The sequence below is a fragment of the Mesorhizobium sp. Z1-4 genome (assembly GCF_004000235.1).
Lineage (GTDB): Bacteria > Pseudomonadota > Alphaproteobacteria > Rhizobiales > Rhizobiaceae > RCIO01.
Genome location: NZ_RCIO01000002.1, coordinates 703826 through 721185, shown reverse-complemented (window position 1 = coordinate 721185; position 17360 = coordinate 703826). Strand labels below are relative to the sequence as shown.

15 protein-coding genes are annotated in these 17360 nt (G+C 62.0%); 9 read left to right on the top strand and 6 right to left on the bottom strand.

The features are described from left to right. Nucleotide 1: 1 nt before the first annotated feature. From EP165_RS10545 to EP165_RS10530, 4 genes are all read right to left on the bottom strand, one after another. Nucleotides 2-1363, bottom strand: coding sequence for a sigma-54-dependent transcriptional regulator (locus tag EP165_RS10545; RefSeq protein ID WP_127522181.1), 1362 nt, complete (start codon nt 1361-1363; stop codon nt 2-4). Then, complete coding sequence (locus EP165_RS10540) at nt 1360-3360, bottom strand: ATP-binding protein (RefSeq protein WP_127522179.1); 2001 nt, start codon at nt 3358-3360, stop codon at nt 1360-1362. The genes EP165_RS10545 and EP165_RS10540 overlap by 4 nt, the downstream gene beginning before the upstream one ends. Next, nucleotides 3357-4679 (bottom strand): ABC transporter substrate-binding protein, encoded by a 1323-nt coding sequence (locus EP165_RS10535; RefSeq protein ID WP_127522177.1) that lies wholly within the window; start codon nt 4677-4679, stop codon nt 3357-3359. The genes EP165_RS10540 and EP165_RS10535 overlap by 4 nt, the downstream gene beginning before the upstream one ends. A gap of 219 nt (nt 4680-4898) precedes the next feature. Beyond that, a complete protein-coding gene (locus tag EP165_RS10530) occupies nt 4899-5864 on the bottom strand; it encodes a GlxA family transcriptional regulator (RefSeq protein ID WP_127522175.1) in 966 nt (321 codons plus the stop codon). Between the two features lie 111 nt (nt 5865-5975). On the opposite strand from EP165_RS10530, the gene EP165_RS10525 reads away from it, so the two are divergent. From EP165_RS10525 to EP165_RS10490, 8 genes are all read left to right on the top strand, one after another. After that, nucleotides 5976-6620 carry a cysteine dioxygenase family protein gene (locus EP165_RS10525; protein ID WP_127522173.1) on the top strand — a complete coding sequence of 215 codons (645 nt, stop codon included), beginning with the start codon at nt 5976-5978 and terminating at the stop codon, nt 6618-6620. Then, on the top strand, nt 6617-7597 hold the full coding sequence (locus EP165_RS10520; protein WP_127522171.1) for a dipeptidase: 981 nt from the start codon (nt 6617-6619) through the stop codon (nt 7595-7597). Before EP165_RS10525 ends, EP165_RS10520 begins: the two co-directional genes overlap by 4 nt. Before the next feature lie 30 nt (nt 7598-7627). Beyond that, nucleotides 7628-8602: an ABC transporter substrate-binding protein gene (locus EP165_RS10515; RefSeq protein ID WP_127522169.1), complete on the top strand. Its 975-nt coding sequence runs from the start codon at nt 7628-7630 to the stop codon at nt 8600-8602. Nucleotides 8603-8625: 23 nt separating this feature from the next. Beyond that, on the top strand, nt 8626-9405 hold the full coding sequence (locus tag EP165_RS10510) for an ABC transporter ATP-binding protein (RefSeq protein WP_501981676.1): 780 nt from the start codon (nt 8626-8628) through the stop codon (nt 9403-9405). A gap of 3 nt (nt 9406-9408) precedes the next feature. Continuing rightward, complete coding sequence (locus EP165_RS10505) at nt 9409-10311, top strand: ABC transporter permease (RefSeq protein WP_127522165.1); 903 nt, start codon at nt 9409-9411, stop codon at nt 10309-10311. A gap of 238 nt (nt 10312-10549) precedes the next feature. Beyond that, a complete protein-coding gene (locus EP165_RS10500; protein WP_127522164.1) occupies nt 10550-11422 on the top strand; it encodes a hypothetical protein in 873 nt (290 codons plus the stop codon). A gap of 25 nt (nt 11423-11447) precedes the next feature. Next, the gene (locus tag EP165_RS10495; protein WP_164743001.1) at nt 11448-13424 is read left to right on the top strand and encodes a vWA domain-containing protein; all 1977 of its coding nucleotides are present in this window, start codon (nt 11448-11450) and stop codon (nt 13422-13424) included. Then, on the top strand, nt 13421-14332 hold the full coding sequence (locus EP165_RS10490; RefSeq protein WP_127522159.1) for a hypothetical protein: 912 nt from the start codon (nt 13421-13423) through the stop codon (nt 14330-14332). Before EP165_RS10495 ends, EP165_RS10490 begins: the two co-directional genes overlap by 4 nt. A gap of 48 nt (nt 14333-14380) precedes the next feature. Here EP165_RS10490 and EP165_RS10485 read toward each other — a convergent pair whose 3' ends face one another. Next, entirely contained in the window at nt 14381-14914 is a 534-nt protein-coding gene (locus EP165_RS10485) for a hypothetical protein (protein ID WP_127522157.1), read from the bottom strand. Nucleotides 14915-15048: 134 nt separating this feature from the next. Between EP165_RS10485 and EP165_RS10480 the strand changes: the two genes are divergently transcribed. Next, nucleotides 15049-15447 carry a hypothetical protein gene (locus EP165_RS10480; protein ID WP_127522155.1) on the top strand — a complete coding sequence of 133 codons (399 nt, stop codon included), beginning with the start codon at nt 15049-15051 and terminating at the stop codon, nt 15445-15447. Nucleotides 15448-15456: 9 nt separating this feature from the next. Here EP165_RS10480 and EP165_RS10475 read toward each other — a convergent pair whose 3' ends face one another. Beyond that, the gene (locus EP165_RS10475) at nt 15457-17268 is read right to left on the bottom strand and encodes a serine aminopeptidase domain-containing protein (RefSeq protein ID WP_164743000.1); all 1812 of its coding nucleotides are present in this window, start codon (nt 17266-17268) and stop codon (nt 15457-15459) included. Nucleotides 17269-17360 lie beyond the last annotated feature (92 nt).

Sequence of the window (17360 nt, the reverse complement as noted above, 5' to 3'; positions counted from 1 at the left end):
ATCACATGTCACTATCGACACGTTCGGCGGTCACAAAATCCTCGCGGGCGAGGCCGTGCCGCTGCATGCGCAGATAGAGTTTCTTGCGGGGGATACGCAAGAGATCGGCAGTCATCTGGACCCGCCCGCCTGTCTTGCGCAGCGCCGTTGTCAGAACGCGCTTTTCAAAGGCATCGATCTGTTCGTCCAGCCCGGCGTCACCCGTGCCCGCATCTTTGCCACGGCGATCGCCGTCGATGCCCAGCGCATAGCGCTCGGCCATGTTGATGAGTTCGCGCACATTGCCTTTCCACGGGCGGCGGCTCAATGCGTCGAGCAGGTTCTGGTCCGGCTCTGAAAAGACGACCTCGACCCGGCGGGCGCATTGCTGGGCATAGTGGATGAAGAGCAGAGGCACATCGTCCGGACGCTCGCGCAGAGGCGGAATGGAGAGGGTCGCAACGGCGATGCGGTAATAAAGATCGGCCCGGAAAGTGCCTTCCTCGGCGGCCTGTTCCAGATCTTTCTTGGCGGCGGCGATCACGCGGACATCGATACGGATTTCATCGCGCCCGCCCAGCCTTGTGATGGTCTGGGACTGGAGAGCCCGCAGAAGCTGGGTCTGGTGGGCAAGCGGCATGCTTTCGATCTCGTCGAGGAACAATGTGCCGCCGCTCGCCTGCTCCAGCCGCCCGATGCGCCTGCGGTCTGCGCCGGTGAAGGCACCCGGCTCGTGGCCGAACAGCTCGCTGGCGATCAGCGTGTCGGGCAAGGCCCCGCAATTGAGCGCAACGAAGGGGCCGTCGCGGCGCTGGCCAAGCTTGTGCAGCGCCGTGGCCACCACCTCCTTGCCGGAACCCGTCTCACCATAGATGACGGTGTTCACGTCAGCCAATGCGACGGCTGAAACGCGCTGGCGCAATTGCCGCATCGGCTCGCTATTGCCGATCAGTTCGGTCTCAAGGGCGTAATCTTGCCCAGTGCTGCGCCGCAGCTGGCGGTTCTGCAGAACGAGCTGCCGCATTCTTGCCGCGCGTTCAACTGCCGCCAACAGCACATGGGGATCGGCCGGCTTCTCGATGAAATCATAGGCCCCGTTGCGCACCGCCGAAACGGCCATGGGAACATCGCCATGGCCGGTGATGATGATGACCGGAATCTCCCGGTCGATCTCCCGCGCCGCTTCCAGGAGGGCGATGCCATCCATGCCCGGCATGCGCAGATCGGTGACGACAACGCCCGGCCAGTCTGCGTCGAGGACGCGCAGCGCCATGTGGCCATCGGCAAAGGTGTGGGGATCGTAGACCTCCAGCGCGAGGGTTTCGGCCCAGGCGTCGCGGATGTCCGCCTCATCATCCACCAGTATGACCGGTACTGCATTCATGTCTTGAACAGCTCCACCGTCGCGATCACCCCACCTTCCTTCCGGCCCTTCACTTCGAGCCGCCCCCCAAGGTCGCGTATGACATTGTAGGATATGGACAGGCCAAGCCCCAACCCCTGGCCGGGTGGCTTGGTTGTCAGGAACGGATCGAAGAGCTTGCCTTCGAGTTCCTCGGCAATACCTTCGCCATTGTCCTCCACCTCGATCCGGGCCAGTTTTTCCGTTTCGGAAATGTGCACTTTCACCTTCGGGCATTCGGCATTGCGGGTCGCATCCAGCGCGTTGGAGACGAGATTGACCACCACCTGCTCCAGAAGGGCAGGCTCCGTCATCACATGGACCGGATGGGGTGGCTGATCGACCACAAGTTGCGTTTCCTGGCTGGCAATCCGCTCGCTGAAGAGGGTCAGCGCATTGCCCACCACCTCCGCCACATCGTGGCGAACGAGCACGTCCTGCGGGCGGCGCGCGAAAGTCTTGAGGTGATTGGAGGTCTTGGCCAGCCGCTTGATCAGCCGCTCTATGTCGGCCAGCTTCTCGCGACCCTTGTCGATGTCGCCGTGCTCCAGATAGCGCAGCGCATTGTGCGTGTAGGAGCCCATGGCCGTGAGCGGCTGGTTGAATTCATGGGCAATACCGGCCGACAATTGCCCGAGGGCGGCCATCTTGGCCGCCTGAACCAGTTCGGCCTGCGTCTCGCGCAGTTCCGTTTCCACCTGCCGTCGCCGCTCGATCTGCGAGGTCAGGCTGACATTGGCCTGCCGCAATTCTCGCGCCCGCTGGTCGAGCGCATCGGACTTGTCGCGAAACAGGCGAACCGCATCCGCGAGCTGACCGATCTCGTCACCCCCCGATACGCCAACCTCGATGCCCGTCTCGCCACTTGCGATGCGGCCCATCGCATGAAGCACTTTCATGAGCCTTTGAAACAGGTGTCCGCGAACGAAAACATAGGAGAATGCGAGCAGAAGAAGAAGAAGAACGACCGTGCTCAGCGTGTTGAAGGCACTCCAGCCGGTGAGAACATTGTTGATCTCCTGTGACGTGCGGCTGGAGCGGTCTCCGCTTTCACGCACGGCCTCGGCAACAATGGTGCCCAGTTCCTCAAGGAGGGATGTGTTCAACGCCTGGAGCTGCAAATTTTCGACCAGGAGGCCGCTTTCTTTCAGACGGCGGTCCAGAAGGTTCTCCTGCCCCGTGGCCAGTACGGCAATGCTCTCCCATATCTGGCGCAGGGTGATTGCGCTGGCATTTCCCGAGATCACCGCCGCACTGGCGTTTCCCTCGTCAATGGTTTCGGCCAGCCGCGCCTGCAACTGTTCGATTTGTCGAAAATCCGTTTCACCGGCTCCGCGCAGGATCATGCCCACCGCGAGATTGGTGCTGGCGTGCAAGCGTCCCAGCGCTTCGGTGAGGCGCACCTCGCCCCGTACCAGATTGCGCCGCATATGATCGGACAGGTGCGTGCCGGGCGGCCCTTCCAGCGCGGCCTCCACATTGAACGTGGCGTCTACCAGCAGGGGGTCGATTTCGAGCAGAAAATCGCCATGCAGCCGGTTGAGCCGTGCGGCATCCTCAGCACGCTGTCTGGCAAGAACGAAACGGCGCGCCACATTGCGGTTGAGCGCACCGACATTGGCCTCTACCTCGTGTAGAAGTTCGCCCAACCTCTTGAACGCCTCCTCCCCCATGCCGGCGTCCAACAGCCGATGAAGGCGGGCGAAATGGTCTTCAAGCCGCTTCAGCGCTTCTTCGCGCTCGAACTGGGTGCTTGCATTGCCCAGCATCGGGACGTCGACGCGAATGGCCTGTCCGATTTCGGCAAGACGGGCACTGGCGGCTGCGGTCATCAGGTTATCGGAAGCCAGCCTGGAAATTGTGTTACCCACGCTACCGAGCGTGTAATGCGCCACCAGCATGGCCGCCACGGCGAAGCCGGCAATGGTGGCGATTGCCAACAGAAGCTTTCTGCGCAGCGAGGTGGAATTTCCCTTCACTTTGCCCGCCCGCGAGAAAGTTCTGCAAGCCGCGCCTCGCCGCGCGCAACCAGTTCGCGGGCACGGCTGTAGCGGCTGGAAAAATCATGTGACCAACTGTTGCGCAGGGTCCCTTGGGCATCGGCCGACAATTCGGCTGGCTCGCCTTCTTGAAGTTGGGAGATCAATTCTTCCGCATCTGACATGAAGGAAGCCACGGGCACAGCCTCGACCTTGCCGTGAGCCTCCGCGATCAGCTTGCGCAACTGGGGATCGTCAGCCGATTCGAGATGGCCTGACAGCCGCTCTATCCCTGTCCTGATGTCTGCCAGTTCCAGATAGCGATAGGTGATCATCTCGTCGAAAAGCACGTTGACGATAGGCAGCCTTCGCGCGGCAAGCGCTGCATCGAAATGGATGCTGGCACCGGGCTCGTATTCAAAGCCGACCTGCTTCCAGAGTTTCCGATCGATCGGAATGCGGGCGATGGCGGGACGCAGGAGCAGGTTTTGTCCCGCGTCGGAACGTAGAAATCGGATAAAATCTGCTGCGCGCATATTGTCGGCGCCTGCGCGTGTGATGCCTACGCTCGCGGGAAAAATCGCGCTGTTGTTAAGCGGCGCAAAGGCTATGTTCGACTGATCGCCATTGGCTGCCTTCGCCAGGAAATCGATGCCGATGCCGAGTTCAAACCGGTTGCGGACGATACCTTCGCGCACGCCGAAGCTTCGCGCCGTCACTGTGGCGAGATTGCCGCCAAGGCGTGAGAGGAGCGCCCAGCCATTCTCCCAACCGGCATTTTGAAGCACCGTTTCGACAAAGAGATGGGTGGTGCCACTCCGGGCCGGTGACGTCATGCCGATGCGGTTGCGGTAACGGTCTTGTGCCAGAACCCTGATATCCGCGTCCGGCCCGGTTCTTTCCCCATCGGGTTTCCACATCAAGCCAATCTGCGACAGCGCAAAGCCAAAATATGCGCCGTTCTCCGCGTCCACCGCCAGCCCATTGAAGCGACTGCGGTCAAGCGCAAGATCCGGTCGATGATCCAGCAGTCCCTCGGCATCCAGCGCGGCGAATGCTACCGGCGAACTTGCCCAGATCACATCGGCAATGGGGCGCCGCCCCTCACGCACATGCCGCATGAGCGCGATGGTGTTCTTGTTGGTCACGCAGATTCGCGGATGATCGCGCGAAAAGAACTCCAGGAAAGGGCGATAGAAGCTCTCGGGATAGGAGGTGATGATTTGGAGGTCGCAACGTCCATCCTGCGTTCCGGCATGGCTGAGGGCTGGCACCCAGACGCCAAGAAGCAAGAGCCAGAAGATAATCAGACTGCGCATTGGCTCCCCCGGATAGAGCGGCACCCGATGCTTTCGGTTGCAGGCAGAACTCGATTTTACGATGCCTGATGCGGCCCGTCATCCCGGCTCTGAAATAGATCGGGGCAGGCTATGCATCCGGCTGCGTACGGTTAGCTCTTTTCGCTTGGCATGCCCGCCGACGGACGGTTTTCTGGGCAGACAGCGCGGAACAATCGGAGACCTATGTACGGAGATCATTCACTTCGGCCGGCGGCGATCTGAGGGGCTGACGCCGAATTCGCGCCGGAACGCACGCGAAAAATGGCTGGGATTGCCAAACCCGCTGGCTACCGCGACCTGGGTTACCGGCAGATTGGTCTGCTGCAGCAGGTTGTCCGCCCGCTTGAGCCGCAACAGCCGATGGATCTGTGCAAGCGAAACGCCCAGATCCCGCAGGCACAGGCGGTCGAGCTGCCGCGCGGAAAGGCCGACATGCCGGGCGACCGCTTCGCGCAGAACCGGCTCCTCCAGCGTTTGGTACATAAGGTCGATGGCTGTCCGCAGCCTGTGATCATTTGCCCGTTCCAGCAGCGCGGAGCCCTCGCGCTGCAGCGTGCCGAGTGGCCGTGCATCGCGATGCAGGAACCACTCCGAGACCGAATGCGCCAGCGCGGGATCGGCCCATTCGGTCAACAGGAAGTGCATCAGGTCAAGCGGTGCGATCCCGCCCGAGCAGGTCAGCCGGTCGCGGTCGACCTCGAACATGGTGCCGCGTTGGTCGAGATCGGGAAAGACTTCGGCAAGTGCCGCCGCGTGATCCCAGTGAATGGTGCAGCGGTAACCGTTCAGAACGCCCGCGCGGGCCAGAAGAAACGTCCCGCCGGAGATGCCTCCCAGCTTGACCTTGCGGGCCGCCAGCCGGCGGAGCCAGTCGACAATGCGTTCGTCATCGACGCGTTCGACTCCGGTTCCGGCAAACACAAAAACAACATCGAAATCCAGCGCATCGCCAAGCCCCGCATCGGGTTCGATACGAAGCCCGTTCGAGCTTTGGATCGGCGCACCGTCGATGGTCAGATGCCGCCATTCGAAAAGCGTTCTGCGCAGCAGAAGATTGGCGGCGCGCAACGGTTCAACGGTCGCTGCGTAGGGGAGCATCGCAAATGTCGGGACCAGCAGGAATCCCAGCTGCAGGGGAGCGGCAGGAGCCTGTTCGGCAGACATAATGTACTCCAGTCAGTTCTATTATTGCCAATCAATGTCAAAAAATGCACATCAGCCTTGCCAATACAATACTAGGCTCACTCAGCCATTGTGACTGAGGGGCTCGTATCAATGTCGGCGCTGACCTTTAGCAGCCACCAGCAACCGGCTTCCGCCGATACCGCATTCGCAGACTTTGTCCGCGGCTGCGAAGCCGCCTGCGCAATCGACCCGGAACCGACCGCGCGGATCGCACGGCTGGCCGGCGAGCTTGCGCGGCGCTGGCGCATGCCGGATCCGCGCTTTTTGCAGCCCGAACCGGACGCACCTTATGCGTCATACCTGCTGTATCTGTCGCACGACGCCAGGCTCTGCATCGTGCTCGACATCTTCCTGCCCGGTCAGGCCGCGGTCATACACAACCATTTATGCTGGTGCGTGTTCGCCTGCCTGCACGGCATCGAACATGAGCGCATCTACGACGTTGACCTGTCCACCGGCGTGGAGCCGAAAGAGACCAGCCGTCTCAGCCGGATTCCAGGGGAAATTTCGATCGCTTCCGCCACCGCGAATGGCTTTCACCAGGTCGAGTGCGCCTCGGCCGAGCCGGCGATCAGCCTTCACATATACGGTGCCGACATCGGCGCCACTACGCGCCAGCGGTGGAACGCCGAAAAGCGCGCCTACGAAGACTTCGTCGGCGGCTATTCCAACGGTGTGTTTGGACTGCCGACATATTTCGACACGCTTGTCGCGGCAAAGGAGCCGACGCGATGACGGACACCGACCTGATCCGCGACGCAATCATTGTCGAGACGGCCGTCGGCTGGACGCCTGAATGTCTCGACGAAGGCCCCGCGATGCTGGACAGGTTTCATGCTTCCGGCTTCACCGCGCTCGGCCTGACGATAGGCGCAGACTGGGACAAGACCGACCCCACGATGCACCATTTCGCGCGTGAACGTGCCCGTTTCGAGCGTGCGCCGGATAAGTTCCAGATCGTGGAGTCGGTCAACGATATACATGACGCCAAGAAATCGGGGCGCCTGGGCATCGCCTTTCATTTTCAGGGTGCCGGGCCGCTCGGCTACGACCCAGGATTGATCGCACCTTTCTACCGGCTCGGCATCCGCTGGATGATCCTCGCCTACAACATGCGCAATCCGCTGGGCGACGGCTGCCACGAACCCTCGAATGCCGGCCTCTCCATGCTGGGCACTGCATTCGTACGCGAAATGAACCGCGTCGGGATGATTGTCGACGCCAGCCATGCGGGAAAGCGAACCTCGCTCGACATCCTGGCCGCATCGCAAAAGCCCGTGTTTTTCTCGCATTCCAATGCGCGCGCACTGTGCGATCACGAACGCAACATAGACGATGAACAGATCCGCGCGGTCGGCGATCATGGCGGCATGATCGGCGTGAACTCGATCGGTGCATTCGTAAGCGCGGACGGAAGCTCAACCCCCGAGCTGGTCGCCAATCATATCGACCACATCGTTCAGCTGATCGGTCCGGAGCATGTCGGTCTCGGGCTCGACGTGGTGTTCTATCAGGACTTCATGCTCAAGCTTTACGATTCGGGTCCTATGATGGCTTCGCGCGGCTACCCCCGACCGCCTTGGGACGACATCAAGCCCGAGGACTTGCCCGCTCTGGTCGCCGCGCTGCGGTCACGCGGATATGACGACACAACTCTGCGCAACATACTTGGCGGCAACTTCCTGCGGATTGCTGCCGCCAACTGGACATGAGTCAAAAGCGTGAACAACGGGAGCAAAGTCATGCTTAAGCTAGTGCAGTCACTCGCCTTCGCGGCCGCCACGGTTCTGGGGACCGCGGCCATGGCCGAACCTGTCAAAGTCTCGATCGCCAATTTCGGCGACCACCCGGCGCTGGTTTCCATCGTAACCGGCTTCAAGACCCGCATGACCGAACTCGGTTACGACGAGGGCGACGACATCGCCTACGAGTACCGGCATGTGAACTTCGACCGTACCCTGGTGCCGCAGATGCTGCAGCTGACCGAAGGCGACGGTCCCGACCTTATCCTGACGATCACCACCGCGGTCGGCCAGGCCAGCATGCGCGGCATTCACGACGACACTATTCCGATTGTCTTCGGCGGCGTCGTCGACCCGGTCGTGGCCGGCATCGTGCCTGGCTGGGAGAATGGCAGCGCCACCCACGCCGGCGCCTCGATGCTGCCCGACATGGCGGCCGCACTGTCCTTCGTGACCCAGGTGGTGCCGGGTGCGAAGCGCATCGGCACGCTCTACAACCCGGGCGAAGACAACGACATCACCAATATCGAGCTGATCAAGGAAGCAGCGGCCGAGCAGGGTCTGGAAATCGTCGCGGTGGCGGTGGACAATGCCAATGACCTGCCGCAGCGGGTGCAGAGTTTCACCGGCCAGGTCGACGCGATCTACCTGATCCAGTCGAACGTGGTGCAGACCTCCGTGCCGGTGGTGGCGCAGATCGCACAGCGTATCAAGCTGCCTCTGTTCAACTCGGTCTATTCCGACGAGTTGAAAAACGAGTTGGCCGGGTTCCACGCCATCAACTATGAGCGCAACGGCGTTCACGCCGCGGACATTGCCGACCGTATCCTGCGCGGCGAGAAGCCGGGCGATATCGCGGTTTATGTCCCCGACGCTTCGGACTTCATCTCACGCGTGAGCCCGACTGGGCTGGCGGCAGTGGGTCTGTCAGTGCCCGAAGCTCTCAAGGGAAGCGACTGGATCATCGCCGAATGACGCAGACAGACGGCGGCAAGCCCCTGTTGGACTGCCGGGGATTGGAGATTACCTTCAACCCCGGCGTTGCCGACGCCCGCAAGGCGCTCGACGGGCTGGATTTCATGCTCGCCGAGCGCGAATTCGCGGTTGCCATCGGCAGCAACGGGGCCGGCAAATCGACACTTCTGAACGCGATTGCGGGTTCGGTGAGCCTCGACCGCGGCACCATCCGGCTGGGAGACCGCGACCTGACGCGGCTCGCCCCCTACCGGCGGGCGGGTTTGATCACCCGCGTGTTCCAGGATCCGATGAGCGGCACCGCGGCAGGCATGACGATCGAAGAGAACCTTGCGCTGGCCGAACAGCGCGGCAGGCGGCGTGGGTTCCGGGCGCATCTCAACCCGTCCAGGCGCGACCGCTACCGCGACCTTCTCCGCACGCTTTCGCTGGGGCTGGAAGACCGGCTGACGACCCAGGTCGCGCTGCTTTCGGGCGGCCAGCGGCAGGCACTCTCCCTGCTGATGGCGCTGATTTCCAAGCCGCGGCTTCTGCTGCTCGACGAGCACACTGCGGCTCTCGATCCGCGTACCGCAGACATCGTCATGCAGGCGACCCTCGACGCAGTGCGCCAGACCGATGTTGCCACCATCATGATCACTCACAATATGCGCCACGCAATCGAGACCGGCACGCGGCTGGTGATGATGGATGCGGGCCGTGTCGTCTACGATGTGTCGGGCGCCGAAAAGAACTCGCTGACACCCGAAGCGCTGGTCGAACGTTTCAAGATCGACAATGATCGCATGCGGTTGAACGGTTAAACCATGGATATTCTCACAGCCTTCTTTAACCTGGTGCCGATCACGTTTGCACAGAGCCTGGTCTATTCGTTTCTTGTGCTCGGCATCATGATCCCCTTCCGCATTATCGGCTTCCCGGACCTGACCAGCGAGGGTGCGTTTCCGCTCGGCGGCTGCGTCTGTGCTGCGTTCCTGGTCGCCGGCTGGCATCCCCTTGCGGCGACAGGCATGGCAATTGTTGCCGGGGCACTCGCCGGCGCCACGACGGCGTTCATCAACCTGCGTTTTCGCATAAACCCGCTGCTCGCAGGTATTCTGGTGTTCACCGCGCTCTACAGCATCAATTTGCGCATTCTGGGACGCTCCAACGTGGCGCTCTTCAACATAGACAGCGTGTTCGACATGATCAGCCCGAACCTGATCACGTCGGTTCCGTTGCAGATCGCCTGCTTTGCGGTAGTGCTCGGCGCCGTCTGGGTGCTTTTGCGCTGGCTGCTTTCGACCGAGATCGGCGCGGCCATCAGGTTGATCGGTGTCAATCCGGACCTGGCCCCTTCGCTCGGCATCAGCTTGTGGACCTGCACGATTGGCGGCCTTGCGCTCGCCAACGCGTCGACCGCCTTCGGCGGCGCGCTGATCGTTCAGCTCCAGGGTTACGCCGACATCGGTATGGGCCTCGGAATCCTGATCAACGGCCTGGCATCGCTGGTCATCGGCGAGACGATTGTCGGCCGCAAGACCGTGACACGGCAGCTGCTCGCACCTGTCATTGGTGCCGCGGTCTATTACCAGCTTGTCTCGCTCGGCCTGTCGCTTGGCCTGCATCCAAGCGACCTGAAGCTTGCAACGGCGATCTTCGTTCTCCTTGCTCTGGGACTGCCCGCCCTGAGGGGCGGCGCAATCCAGCACGAACGCCTGCGCGTCTGAAGCATCCAGCCGCAGCCGCGCCCGCAGCGCGGCTGCGCCCGGCACTACCTGGTGTCGACCTGGCAGCGCACATTGCAACGCGACGCACGCGCAGGCGTGGACAGTTTCCCGCCGCGCCCGCGGTCCGACACAAACCCACCCCATTTGAGGGAGGCACGGCCCAAACCGCGCCCCTACCCTCCAGCCGAGTTCTTGGAGATATGCCACTATGATTCACCACGCTTGCGTGCTGAATGTTATGCCCCCGTTTGCAAAGGCGCTGCGCCCGCTGGCCGCTGCCGCGCTGCTTGGCATCCTGATCCCGCAGCCGATGCAGGCACAGGAACAACTTTCGGAGGAAGACAAGGCGCGTCTGGCAGCCTCCGACGGCGCTGGCACCATGCCCTCTGCCACGCTGAGCCTGCCATTCCACGACCCGTTCGACGGCAACCAGCTTGGCGCCGACTGGGCGACGGTGAACGCCAATCCCGACAAGTTCGTGGTCGAAAACGGCGGCATCTTCGTCATTGAAACAGGCGGCAAGGCGCGCCCGGGCAATCCGGAAGCGGACAATCTGTTTGCCCTCGGCCACACACTGCCGGCGGGTGATTTCGATATGACGCTGAAGGGGACGCTCGACCCCAAAACCGGCCATGAGAATATCTGGCTGGGCCTGCGCGCGGGTGCGGACGACTATCTCGCGGCCAATCTGTCGGTCCTCACGAAAGGATGTGGCGCGGCTCTCTACCTGAACATCGAGAACACCCGCGTTCTCGATGAAGCCGAAAAGCCCGTGACGACCTGGTTTGGCGAAAATCTGTTCGACGGCCCGTTGCTCAAGGACATCTGCACCAGCGGCCGGGCCTATGCCGACGCTGCCCTGGCGGTATTGCCGGACAGCGGGTTCACGCTGACCTTCTCCCGGCGCGGCATGCGTTATTTCACGAGCGTAGAACTCGATCTGCCGCCGGACGAAAAACACGAAGGCGGCCGCAAGACCGTCGCATCGTTCGCACTGTCGCGTGTCGAGCCGTTTGGTCAGCCCTTCTTCATGCTCGGCCAGTCGTCAAAAGCCAGGAACGGCGAATCGTCGGCAATCTTCGACGATTTTTCGATCGTCGCAGTTCAATAGGCCGTGGGGTGAAGGAATGTCTTGCTTGAAACACGCCGCCCGCATCGCCCTCGCTGCCGGTATTTCGGTTGGCGCCTTGTCCGTACCTGCAGTTGCTCAGGACGACGAGCTGGAAACGGCAACCGAACTTGTGCGGCTGTTCTTCGCCGAACACACACGTCGCTTCAGGTCCGGCGGCGAGCCGCTGCTTAACAACGCCGGTGCGGCAAAACTGTTCCTGACCGACGATCTGGCAGTCGACGGACTGCAGGGAATGCTCCAGTTCGATCCCGTCTATGGCGGGCAGGATGCCGACATTACCGCCGTGAAGATCTATCCCGACCCGGACCTGCCAATGCTCCGGGGTGCAGGGCAGATCCGGGTCGATGTCACCAACTTCGGCGCGCAGCGCCGCTTCGTTTACACGACCGTGAAGGTCGACAATGCGGAGTGGCAGATCAGCGACATCTATTCCGAAGACGATGGATGGTCGCTGGTCAATCTGATGCGGCAGGGCGGTGTCACCTTCTCGCCGGTCGGTCCCGATGATGTGACGATTTTCGAACGCGCCGGGCAGAGGTCGGCCGTCATCGACAATCCGGCGGACGATGTCGGCATCGATCCCGGCGGCCTTCAGGGCAATCTGGCACAGGCGCCCGACCCCGACGCGGAAATCGGCATGGAACAGGGCGATCTCCCGGGTGACGGCAAAACCGGCCGCAAAGACCTGCTGGTAATCCTCGACGCGTCCGGTTCCATGTGGGGCCAGATTGACGGCGTTGCGAAGATTTCGACAGCCAAACAGGCGTTGAGCGGCCTGCTGAACGATCTCAGCGCCAGCACCAATGTCGGCCTGGCCGCCTACGGTCACCGGCGCGAGGGCGATTGCAGCGACATAGAGGTTCTGCTGCCTGTCGCCAATCATGCCGATGGCATGATCGGCCCGGCTGTCGAGGGCATCACCCCTCGTGGCAAAACGCCGATTGCGGGTGCGCTGCGAGCTGCCGCCGGCGCGTTTCCGAACAACGGCCAGTCCAGCGTGCTGTTGATCTCCGACGGGCTGGAAACCTGTGGTGGCGATCCCTGTGCAGCTGCGGAGGAGCTGGTTGCGCAGGGAATCGACACGCGCGTGCATGTGGTCGGCTTTGACCTGACCGAAGAGGAAAACGCCGCGCTTCAATGTATCGCAGACAAGGGCAACGGCAACTATTTCACCGCGAACAACAGTGACGAGTTTGTAGATGCGTTGAACGAAGCGGCGAACCTGGCCAATACCGAACCCGAAGCGACGCCCGCGCCGGTGACCGCCGCCTTTTTCGAGGAAACGTTCGAAGGCCCCGCAATCGCCGCCGAATGGTCGGTTGCAAACGAACAGCCAGGTCTGAAGGCGCTCGACGGCGAAGGTGCTCTGTTTGTGGCCGTCACAGGCAGTGAGAATTCTTACGACAGCGAAAGCGCTGCAAACCGCTTTGTGCTCGACAGCGAACTGCCTGAGGGCGATTTCGACCTCGTTACCAGCTTCAGAATGCCGGTCCAGACCGGGGCCGAGCATCTCTGGCTGTCGCTATTCAACTCACCCAGCGACCAGCTTGGCGCGCTGCTTTGGGCCGAATGGAAGGGCTGCGGCCCGGCAATCAAGCTGGCTCTGATCAAGGTCAGCGGCGCAGCCGGAACCAAGCCCGAAAAGACCCAGTTCGAGGCGGCACTGTTCGACGGACCCTTGCTCGACGACATCTGCACACGGGGTCGCAAATACGCGGACGCGGTGCTTCAGTCGCTAGCAGCCAACGGTGCGGAGCTGCGGCTAAGGAGAAGCGGACGCAATCTGACGGCGGCCTTCGCCATGCAGCTTCCTGCTTTCGGCGAGTTTGACGCCCGCCCCTTCAGCCATGAAACCGAGCCGATCACGGCGCTGCGTCTTTCCGGCAAAGCCAGTCTCTTCGCCGGTCAATGGGGCCGCGCCAAACTGGGTGAAAGCCATTTCTTCGTCGACCGTTTCGCAATCGAGCAAGTCCGCCCATGAGCTTGCGCACACCTCTGCTCGCGGCATTGACCGCCCTTGTGCTCACGACGCCGGCGCCGGCCCAGCAATCGTCAGATGGCCAGATCGAGACATTTCGCTGCGCGGCCGGTTACGGCTGCCATGGGCTTGCGGTGGGCGAGAGCGAAGCGCGGGTGCTGATTGGTGCCGGATCGCGACAAGAGGCAAGAGACGCCTACGCACTCAACCACCCTGACGCCTATTTCGCGGACACGCTGCCGGAAGAAGGTGAGGCCGGCAACCCGGTCGAACTCGACAAGCTCGAGGGGCGCGACGATATCGTGCTCTTCCCGGAAGGCGGGAAAGCCCCAGACAACGGCCTGAAATCGCAGTGGAGCTGTGCCGCAGGATACGGTTGCGACGGGCTCACCGTGGACCAGCAGGAGGCGCTTGCTCTTGTGGATGCGACTGACGCCGAGCATGCGCGCGACCAGTACGCGCTCAAATACCCGGAAGACTACATTTCAAACGCGCTGGCTGACGGCGGAGACCCCGTCACAGTTATCGACCTGTTTGCCGATGGCGAGGGTTCGAAAAAGCCGATCGAGCTATTTCCCGCAAAGGCCGAAGAGGCGGAGCGGCCCAATATGGCAACCCATCCAGTCGACTTCACGAAGATGGAGGGTTTCGCCGAGGCACCGTGCCCCGGAAACCTCTATGAAGCCCCGATATTCATGAACACGCCCGGGCTTGCGGTGTCGACCTGCACGGCGCCGCATGACCCGCAGGGCAATTGCGGACTGCCGGCCGCCAACGGATACTGTCTGACAACCGGAACGAGCCTGCGTGCGGCGTGTTATGGCGTGACAACGGCCAGCCGAGCCGCAAATCTTGGAAACTACTGCGAGGGCGGAAGCTGCTCGGCTTTCAGCTTCGTCGTTTGCCGGTAGGCCGCCTGGCATGACCGGTGAAGGGGCCTGCGGCCCCTTCGTTCGGAATCAGATGTTCCAGATCAGCGAAATCCCTGAACTCGGACGTTCCCCGCTTGCGTCAAGCACGGCAAGAAACGTTCCTGCCTTCGTTTTGCTCTGCACGATCTCTGCTGCGGCAACCTTGGCAACGGCAAGCTGGAGATCGGCACCCGGCGTGAAAGCGCGGCCGGTAATAAAGCTATCGCCCGGAAAAAAGCTGTCCCCCGGGAAAAAGCTGTCGCCTGGAAAGAAGCTGTCTCCCGGAAACTGCGACTTTCCCGGCGCAAGCGAAAAGGCATCGGACAGGTAGATCGCTTCGGTACGCCTGTTGGCGACACGGGCAGCCGCGAAGCGAACTTCGGCGGGTTTGCCGTCGCCCGAACCCAGAACCAGCGATTTCATTACCGCACCGCGCAGCTGCGATCCCCTCACCTCCTGCAATGCAGTCTGGTTGTCCAGAGCCAACTGGAACGTGGCCGAACTCTGGGCAGATGCCGGACGGGCAGCGGCCACGATGGCGGCTGCGCCCAGCGCTATTGTAAACTGTCGACGGTCGAACATCGGCACCTCCTTGCTGTTGATGCCGCTAGATTGCTCGCCGGCCCGCCATCGGCCTCTCCCATATGGGTGAGGCGGCATCGCGCATTCGACGGCACGAAGAGGCTCCGATGCTCTTTGACCGAAGAACGCGCGAAATGAAGAAACTGATTGTGGCACTGGCGCTGGTCGTCGCCGGCTATGGAACTGTTGCGCCAGGCGAGGCGGAGGCAGCCAACTGCCTCAGGAACTTCACGTTCAAGAACACCACCGGCGGGCTCGTCAGGTTCAAGATCGAGTCGCGCACCCGCGCCAATGCGCAATGGTACGACGGCGGCCTGGTCTTCAGCGACCGCAAGGACATCATCCATTCCGGCGGCACGAAAACGGGAACCATCTCATACCCGGTGCTCGGCTGCGGCGTTAAGCGCAAGATCCGGATCAAGGTTACCTGCCTCAACCTCAGCGAACGCGCGATCGGCAGGCGGGTCATCAATGTGTCGCGCGGCGAATGGCACGAGCCCTATGATTTAAAGTCTGACCTGAAATGCGGATAGCCGGCGCAGTTAGGCAAGCCACCCAAGCGGACCGGACATGACCCTGGCAGCAAGTTCGGACTGGCTGTGAACCCCCATCTTGCTGAAGCTCTTTTTCAGGTGACCGCGTACCGTACTGACCTGAATGCCCATGGAACCTGCGATCTCGTCCGGGCCTTTGCCGGCAGCAACGGCGAGTGCAATCTCGGCTTCCTTGACCGTCAGTCCATAGGCAAGCTCCGCAAGCACGCGCTGGCTTTCGCGTGAACTTTCAGCGCCGGCGGCAGCGCGCACAACGAGAATGCTGGCCGGCCCCTGGCGCTGCAAACCGGTCTGCTTGAGCGCGTCCGGAAAGAACTGGTAACCGACCGGGCGGTCGCCGGCGAGAAGCACTCGCTCGGACCCTCCGGGCCTCCTTTCGCCCTGAACGTTGTCCGCCAGCAGTCGTTTTGTTGCACGCATGTCGCCGGCGCCGTTCGCCATCTCGCCGGAATATCCCGGGTAGAGCGAAGCGAGCGCTTCAGCGTAGGCGGTGTTGGCATGCAGCAGCTCGTCGTCCTTGTCCAGGATGGCAACACCGATCTGCAACCGCTCAACGACGTTCTGCAAGAGAACGCCCATGGTCGCCGCCATCATCACCTGACGGTTGATGTTGAAGGCACGCTCCCAGTGCGGCATCAGCCGGCTGATGCGTTCTTCCAGATCGTCCTCGGCGTCATCTCCGGACCGCTCAGCCTCATAAATCACGCGGTAGATGATTTCGGTCCAGCGGTGCTCGTCGTTGATTGCGTTATAACAAAGCTCGACAAGTTCTTCAGGATTGAGATGGGTCCGGTCAGGGTCACCCAACCGCGCGAGAACGTCGGTGGCGATCTGTTCGACGTTCACCTCCGGCAGATCGTCGCCCGGCCGGTGCTTGTCGGCCACCCAGTCCAGAATGCGCCGGCTGATGGAGAACTTTTCTTCCTCGAGGAAGAGCGCCGTGCGCGCACCCTCCACCCTTTCAGCCGCGATTTCCGCGACACCAATGCGCGTCAGGAAGCGGCGGATGGGCGGCAGAAATCCGCCGCTGCGCAGCATCGCATCCTCGCCGCCAAACAACATCAGGCAGCGCGTTCCCTGTTTCACGCGTGCTCCGGCAGGCCATTTCCACGCTGACAGCATGCCGCCGAAAATGTTCGACCAATAGGCCGGCGTGGGCACCGGCCACGCGAGCGGGTCGTCGATGATCTGCTGGATCACGGCACGATCCGCGCTCATTACATCCGCCGGGTGTTCCCTGTCCTTCAGGTGAGCGCCGAGAAAGGCGTAGAGGTGATGCAGGGATTGTTCGTCGGGCTCGTCCGCATGCTTCACGCGCAGGCGGACCTCCGAGAACGTCTTTCCGACAAGCGCGAAGGTGCGCTGATTCGGCGGCGGCGAAATCAGCACGATGTTGCGAGCCAGGTCCGGCCACTCCTTCATGACTTCCAGGGTAAGCAGCGCGGTGATGTTGGGAACGACGATCAACCGGTCTTCCCAGGCGACATCCTGGAAACTGCGCTCGAAAAGGAAGCGCATGTCCTCGATAGCGCCCTTCCAGCCGGATCTGCGGTCGAGGTGTCCCGGCGGATTGGTGGCGTCGGTGCTCAGGCCGTGGCCGCGAATGTCGCCTGAAAACGTATTCCACCCGGCCGCTCTGAAACCGGAAGCCAGACGGTCGAGCATGCCTGAATGAGTGGGTTGGCTGTGGCCCAGAAAAACCGCTCGTTTTGCGGGTGAGCGCCCGCGCGGTGGCTCACTCATCCATTCGCGAAACATCAGCGTGGGCGCATCGCTTCGCGGCAAGTATTTGTACTGCATACGTAATCTCCAGGGCCACATAGTCGCACTGGCGAATGAACCGGAGATGAATATTGGCATCTGCGGGTTTCTACGTACGCGAATTGTCAGTG